General features: G+C 73.0%; 5 protein-coding genes. 1 reads left to right on the forward strand and 4 read right to left on the reverse strand.

What is annotated here, in order from left to right:
* Window positions 1–17 precede the first annotated feature (17 nt).
* From KBX53_RS22255 to KBX53_RS22265, 3 genes are all read right to left on the reverse strand, one after another.
* The gene (locus tag KBX53_RS22255; RefSeq protein WP_210861428.1) at window positions 18–974 is read right to left on the reverse strand and encodes a carbohydrate kinase; all 957 of its coding nucleotides are present in this window, start codon (window positions 972–974) and stop codon (window positions 18–20) included.
* Window positions 971–2236 carry an AGE family epimerase/isomerase gene (locus KBX53_RS22260; protein ID WP_210861430.1) on the reverse strand — a complete coding sequence of 422 codons (1266 nt, stop codon included), beginning with the start codon at window positions 2234–2236 and terminating at the stop codon, window positions 971–973. The genes KBX53_RS22255 and KBX53_RS22260 overlap by 4 nt, the downstream gene beginning before the upstream one ends.
* Before the next feature lie 235 nt (window positions 2237–2471).
* A complete protein-coding gene (locus KBX53_RS22265; RefSeq protein WP_210861432.1) occupies window positions 2472–2897 on the reverse strand; it encodes a nucleoside deaminase in 426 nt (141 codons plus the stop codon).
* Between the two features lie 83 nt (window positions 2898–2980).
* Between KBX53_RS22265 and KBX53_RS22270 the strand changes: the two genes are divergently transcribed.
* Window positions 2981–3862 carry an aminoglycoside phosphotransferase family protein gene (locus KBX53_RS22270; RefSeq protein WP_210861435.1) on the forward strand — a complete coding sequence of 294 codons (882 nt, stop codon included), beginning with the start codon at window positions 2981–2983 and terminating at the stop codon, window positions 3860–3862.
* Between the two features lie 26 nt (window positions 3863–3888).
* Here the strand turns inward: KBX53_RS22270 and KBX53_RS22275 are convergent, their stop codons facing one another.
* On the reverse strand, window positions 3889–4698 hold the full coding sequence (locus KBX53_RS22275) for an Fpg/Nei family DNA glycosylase (protein ID WP_210861437.1): 810 nt from the start codon (window positions 4696–4698) through the stop codon (window positions 3889–3891).
* Window positions 4699–4932: the final 234 nt, after the last annotated feature.

The following is a 4932-nucleotide window of genomic DNA, read 5'->3' on the forward strand; positions in this document are numbered from 1 at the left end:
GGGTTGCGCGGGCAGGGTCAGGCGGGGTTGGTGGTGAGGAGGGCTTCGACCTCGGCGCGGGTGGGCGGGTTGGCGCCGCGGCGGGCGCAGGTCAACGCGGCCACCGTGGCGGCCTGCCGGAGGACCACACCCCACTGCGGCCCGGTCACCGCGGCGAGCCGGTCGGCCGGCCGGTCACCGAGCGCGTCGAGGTCGGCCAGCGCGGCCAGCAGGCCACCGGTGAACGAGTCGCCGGCACCGACGGTGTCGACAACAATGGTCCGCACCGCCGGCTCCTCGTGCAGCGAGCCGTCGGGCGCGAGCAGCCAGGCACCCTCGCCGCCCCGGGTCACCACGGCGCAGGACACCCCGGCCGCCCGCCACTCGGTCATCACGTCGGCCAGCGACCGGTCCGGGTAGAGCCAGGCCAGATCCTCGTCGCTGGCCTTGACCAGGTGCGCGAGGCGGATCTGCCGGCGTACCCGCTCCTGCTCCGCCGCCCGGTCCGTGACGATGCTCGGCCGCAGGTTGAGGTCGATGGAGACGGTGAGCCCGTCCCGCTGGCGTTCCCGGGCGAGCAGGCCCTCCAGCACTTCCGCACCGGGGGCCAGCGCGAGCGCGAGGGATCCGGTGTGCAACGCGACCGCCGGTGTTCCGGCCAGTTCGGGCAGCTCGCGCGGCGTCCACTGCCAGTCCGCCGCACCGGCCAGCCGGAATTCGTAGCTGGCCTGCCCGGCGGCGTTCAGCGTGGCCACCGCCACCGACGTGGGCTCCTCGGCGTGCACCGCCCACCCCAGGTCCACCCGGTTGGCGCTCAGGTGCTCGACGAGCTGCCGACCGTACTCGTCGTCGGCGAGCCGGGCCAGCAGTCGTACCGGCTGGTCGAGCCGGGCCAGTGTGACAGCGACGTTCGCCGGGGAGCCACCCGGCACCGCCCGCTGACCCTCGGCGGTGACGACCAGGTCGATCAGTGCCTCACCCGCGACGACGATCACGCGGTCACCTCCCCCGGTGCGAGCGGGCCGGGGCCACCGAGCCCGTCGGCCGCGCGGGACAGCAGTACCGCCTGGTAGGCGTGGTAGACGTCCGGTCGGCCGTGCCAGACCGTGCCGGCGGGCCGGTTCTGCGCGTCCAACTCGTGCCGCCATCCGGTCTGGTCGATGAGACTGCGGCGGGCGTACGCCCAGAAGGCCCGGTACCAGTCGAGGTAGACCGCGTCCCCGGTGCGCCGGTGCAGGGTGATCGCCGCACCGACGGCCTCGGCGAGCACCCAGTGCATCCGGGAGCGCACCACCGGCCGGTCGTCCCAGTCGATCGTGTAGACGAAGCCGTCCGCGCCGTCGACGGCCCAGCCGCGACGCACGGCGGCGGCGAACAGGGCGCGGGCGTCGGCGAGCAGCCAGCGGGGTGGCTGCGGCAGCACCGCCTCCAGCTCCAGCAGCAGCCGAGCCCACTCCAGCCAGTGCCCGATGGTGGAGCCGTACGGCCGGAACGGGTCGGCGGGCTGGTCCCGGTTGTAGTCGGGCAGCGGCGACCAGTCGGTGGTGAAGTGTTCGGGCAGCCGCCAGTCGTGCCGGGCCGCCTCACCGTGCACGAGGTGGGTGGCGATCCGCAGGGCCCGGTCGGCCCAGCTCGCGTCGCCGGTGGCGGCGGTAGCGCCGAGGAACGCCTCGACCATGTGCATGCTGCTGTTGGCGCCCCGGTAGTCCTCGGTGACCGTCCAGTCGCGGTTCCACGACTCGCGGACCGCCCCGGCGTCCTCGTCCCAGAACCGGTCCCGCACGACGGCCAGCACGTCCGCGAGCAATCGGTCCGCGCCGGGCCGTCCGGCGCGCGCCGCGCTGGAGGCGGCGAGCAGCACGAACGCGTGGTCGTAGCCGGCCTTGCGGTCGTTGACGGGTGCGCCCTGCTGGTCCACCGCGCTGAACCAGCCGCCGTACCGGTCGTCGCGCAGCAGCGTGCTGAGCGCGGCGACCCCGTGGTCGACCAGGGCGGCGGCGTCCGGGTCGCCGTTGCGATGGGCGAGGGCTGCCACGTGGGTCATCCGGCAGGTGATCCAGGTGTGGATCGGTTCGCTCCGATCCGGGGTGCGGTCGTCGGTCAACCACCAGAAGCCGCCCTCGGCCCGTACCGAGCGGCGGGCGGTGTCGAGCAAGGTCCGGGTCTGGTCGGCGAGGAAGTCGTCCAGATCGGGCAGGTCTGTCGACCCCGCCGGAGCGGGGGTCGTTGCGGCGTCGGATCGGGGCACGTCGGTCATCTCAGCTGGTCACCGTTGGGTAGGAAAGGGACATACGGCCAGGATCGGCGGACAGACCGGGTCCGCGCCGGGAAACCGTCAAGGGGACACCGCGAACCGGGTGCGGCAGGGAGAGGATCATGCACACAATCCCTTCCCTTTTGTCCGTTGACATCGTTGTCACCGGTCAACCCTGCTCCGGCAGCCGGCCGACTGTCAATTCCGGCTGCGTCACACCACAGCGGGACAGCTTCGGTCAGTAGTAGTCGTCGATCGGCCGACGTGCCTCCTCGAACAGCGCCGGCCCCTCGTACCGGACCGGGGGCAGCGCCGGGGTGGGCGGCTTGACCTCCTCGAACTGCTCGCTGGACAGCGCGTACACCACCCGGCCGAGGCCAGACCGCTCGATCGCTGTCGCACACATCCCGCAGGGCTGGCAACTGGTGAACATGGTGGTGCCGGCAGCCACCTCGGGCGGAAGCTCCCGGGCCGCCCAGACGGCCAGCTTCAACTCCGGATGCGCGCTGATGTCCGCGCCGGAGACCACCGTGTTGTGGTCCTCGACCAGGACCACGCCGGCCGCGTCGACAAGCAGCGAGCCGAACGGCCGTTCGCCGGACGCCCCAGCCCGCCTGGCGATCTCCACGGCCTGGCGGAGAAACTTCTCGTCGTCGGGGGTCATCGATCCTCCTCGCCAATCTGCACCCGTCCACGCTAGCCACTGTGGACCGGCACAGGAACGCCGTGACAGCCCAGGAGGACCAGATGGATCTGCCCGAGGGACTTGACTGGGTACGCGGATCACCCGCCGGTCGCGCCTGGCTGGCCACCCTCCCGACGTGGCTGGCGGAGTGCGCGCAGCAGTGGTCGCTGCGACTCGACCCACCCTTCCGGTACGCGTACGCCTCGCTGGCGCTCCCCGCTCAGCTGCCCGACGGCACGGCGGCGGTGCTGAAGCTCCAGTACCCCGACGAGGAGAGCCGGCACGAGGCCGACGCGTTGGCCCACTGGGACGGTGACGCGGCGATCCGCCTGCTCGCCCACGACCCCGGGCGGCGCGCCCTGCTGCTGGAACGCTGCCAGCCCGGCACTCCCCTGCACGACCTTCCGCCGGACCGGGCGCTCGACGCGGTGATCGGGCTGCTCCCCCGGCTCTGGCGACCGGCCGGTGCGCCGTTCACCCCGCTGGCGCAGGAGGCCGCCGGCTGGATCGACCGGATGCCCCGGGCCTGGGAACGGACCGGCCGGCCGTACCAGCGGCGGCTGCTCGACGCGGCGCTCGACCTGCTCGGCGGTCTGGCGTCGAGCCAGGGCGAGCAGGTGCTGGTCAATCAGGACCTGCACGCCGGCAACGTGCTCGCCGCCGACGCGCTCCCCGGTGACCGGGGGCCGTGGCTGGCGATCGACCCGAAGCCGCTGACCGGGGAACGGGAGTTCTCGGTGGTGCCGATGGTGCGCGGCCAGGAGTTGGGGCACTCACCGGCCGCCGTCCGGCACCGGCTGGACCGGCTCTGTGCCGAGCTGGGGCTGGACCGGGAGCGGGCTCGGGGTTGGACGATCGGGCACACGCTGGCCTGGAGCGTCGCCGACGACGTTGTCTTTGCGCAGAATATCGAGGTGGTCCGCTGGCTGCTCGACGCCGACTGAAGCCGCTCAGCGTCAGGGCGACCGGCTCAATCCACCTGACAGGTACGACACCAGTAGAGGTTGCGCCCGGCAAGCTCACCACGGCTGATCTCGGTGCCGCAGACGTGGCAGGGCGCCCCGGGGCGGCGGTAGACGTACACCTCGCCACCGTGCCGGTCCACCCGGGCCGGGCGGCCCATCGCCTCGGGCAGGTGCGCATCGCGGACCGTGTCGATGCGGCCGTGCTCCACGGCGAGCCGCATCAGCCCGACCAGGTCCGCCCAGAGCGCGTCCCAACCGGCTCCGGTCAGCTGCCGGCCGGGCATCGTAGGCGACAGCCCGGCCCGGAACAGCGCCTCGGTCACGAAGATCAAGCCGGTGCCGGCCACCACCGACTGGTCCAGCAGCAGCGCGGCGAGAGGTGTGGCACTGCGCGAGATCCGGGCGTACGCCCGCTCCGGGTCGGCGTCGCCGCGTAACGGATCCGGCCCGAGGCGGTCCCGCAGTGCCGCCACCTCGGGCGGGGTGAACAGCTCGCAGGCCGTGGGGCCACGCAGGTCGAGCCAGTGCCGGTCGCTGGCCAGCCGCAGCCGCACCTGGCCGACCGGCTCCGGCGGCTCCCCCGGCCCGTCGGCGAACTTGCCGTACAGCCCGAGGTGTACGTGCAGGGTCAGCTCACCGGCGTAGTGGTGCAGCAGGTGCTTGCCGTACGCCTCGGTGCCGTCCAGCACGGTCCCGGAGAGCCGGGCCGCACCCTCGGCGAAACGACCCTGCGGGCTCGCGGCGTGCAGCTTGTCCCCGGCGAACAGCTCGGCGTGCCGGGCCGCCAAGCGGTGGATCGTGTGTCCCTCTGGCACGGGTGCCAAGGATAGCCAGTCCCGCCCGGCCCGGGCCGCGCGCCGATCAGGGCCCGCATCAGCCGGGCTCGGCGCTCGTACCCAGGATTGGTGTCAGGAAACGCCCAGGTGGGTATTTGAGGTACGACACCGCGTGGGTGCCACCCTTTCCGTCGGCCACCACGCATTCATCAGGAGGTGTGTAGTGGTCAGGATTCCTTCGCTGTCCCGCCGGTCCGAGCCGGCACCGACGCG

Source organism: Micromonospora sp. M51 (assembly GCF_018070305.1).
Classification (GTDB): Bacteria; Actinomycetota; Actinomycetes; order Mycobacteriales; family Micromonosporaceae; genus Micromonospora; species Micromonospora parva.

Bases quoted from the DNA above. Each gene is read 5' to 3' on its own strand.
- KBX53_RS22265 (WP_210861432.1), bottom strand. From the start codon at position 2,897: ATGACCCCCGACGACGAGAAGTTTCTCCGCCAGGCCGTGGAGATCGCC.
- KBX53_RS22260 (WP_210861430.1), bottom strand. From the start codon at position 2,236: ATGACCGACGTGCCCCGATCCGACGCCGCAACGACCCCCGCTCCGGCG.
- KBX53_RS22270 (WP_210861435.1), top strand. From the start codon at position 2,981: ATGGATCTGCCCGAGGGACTTGACTGGGTACGCGGATCACCCGCCGGT.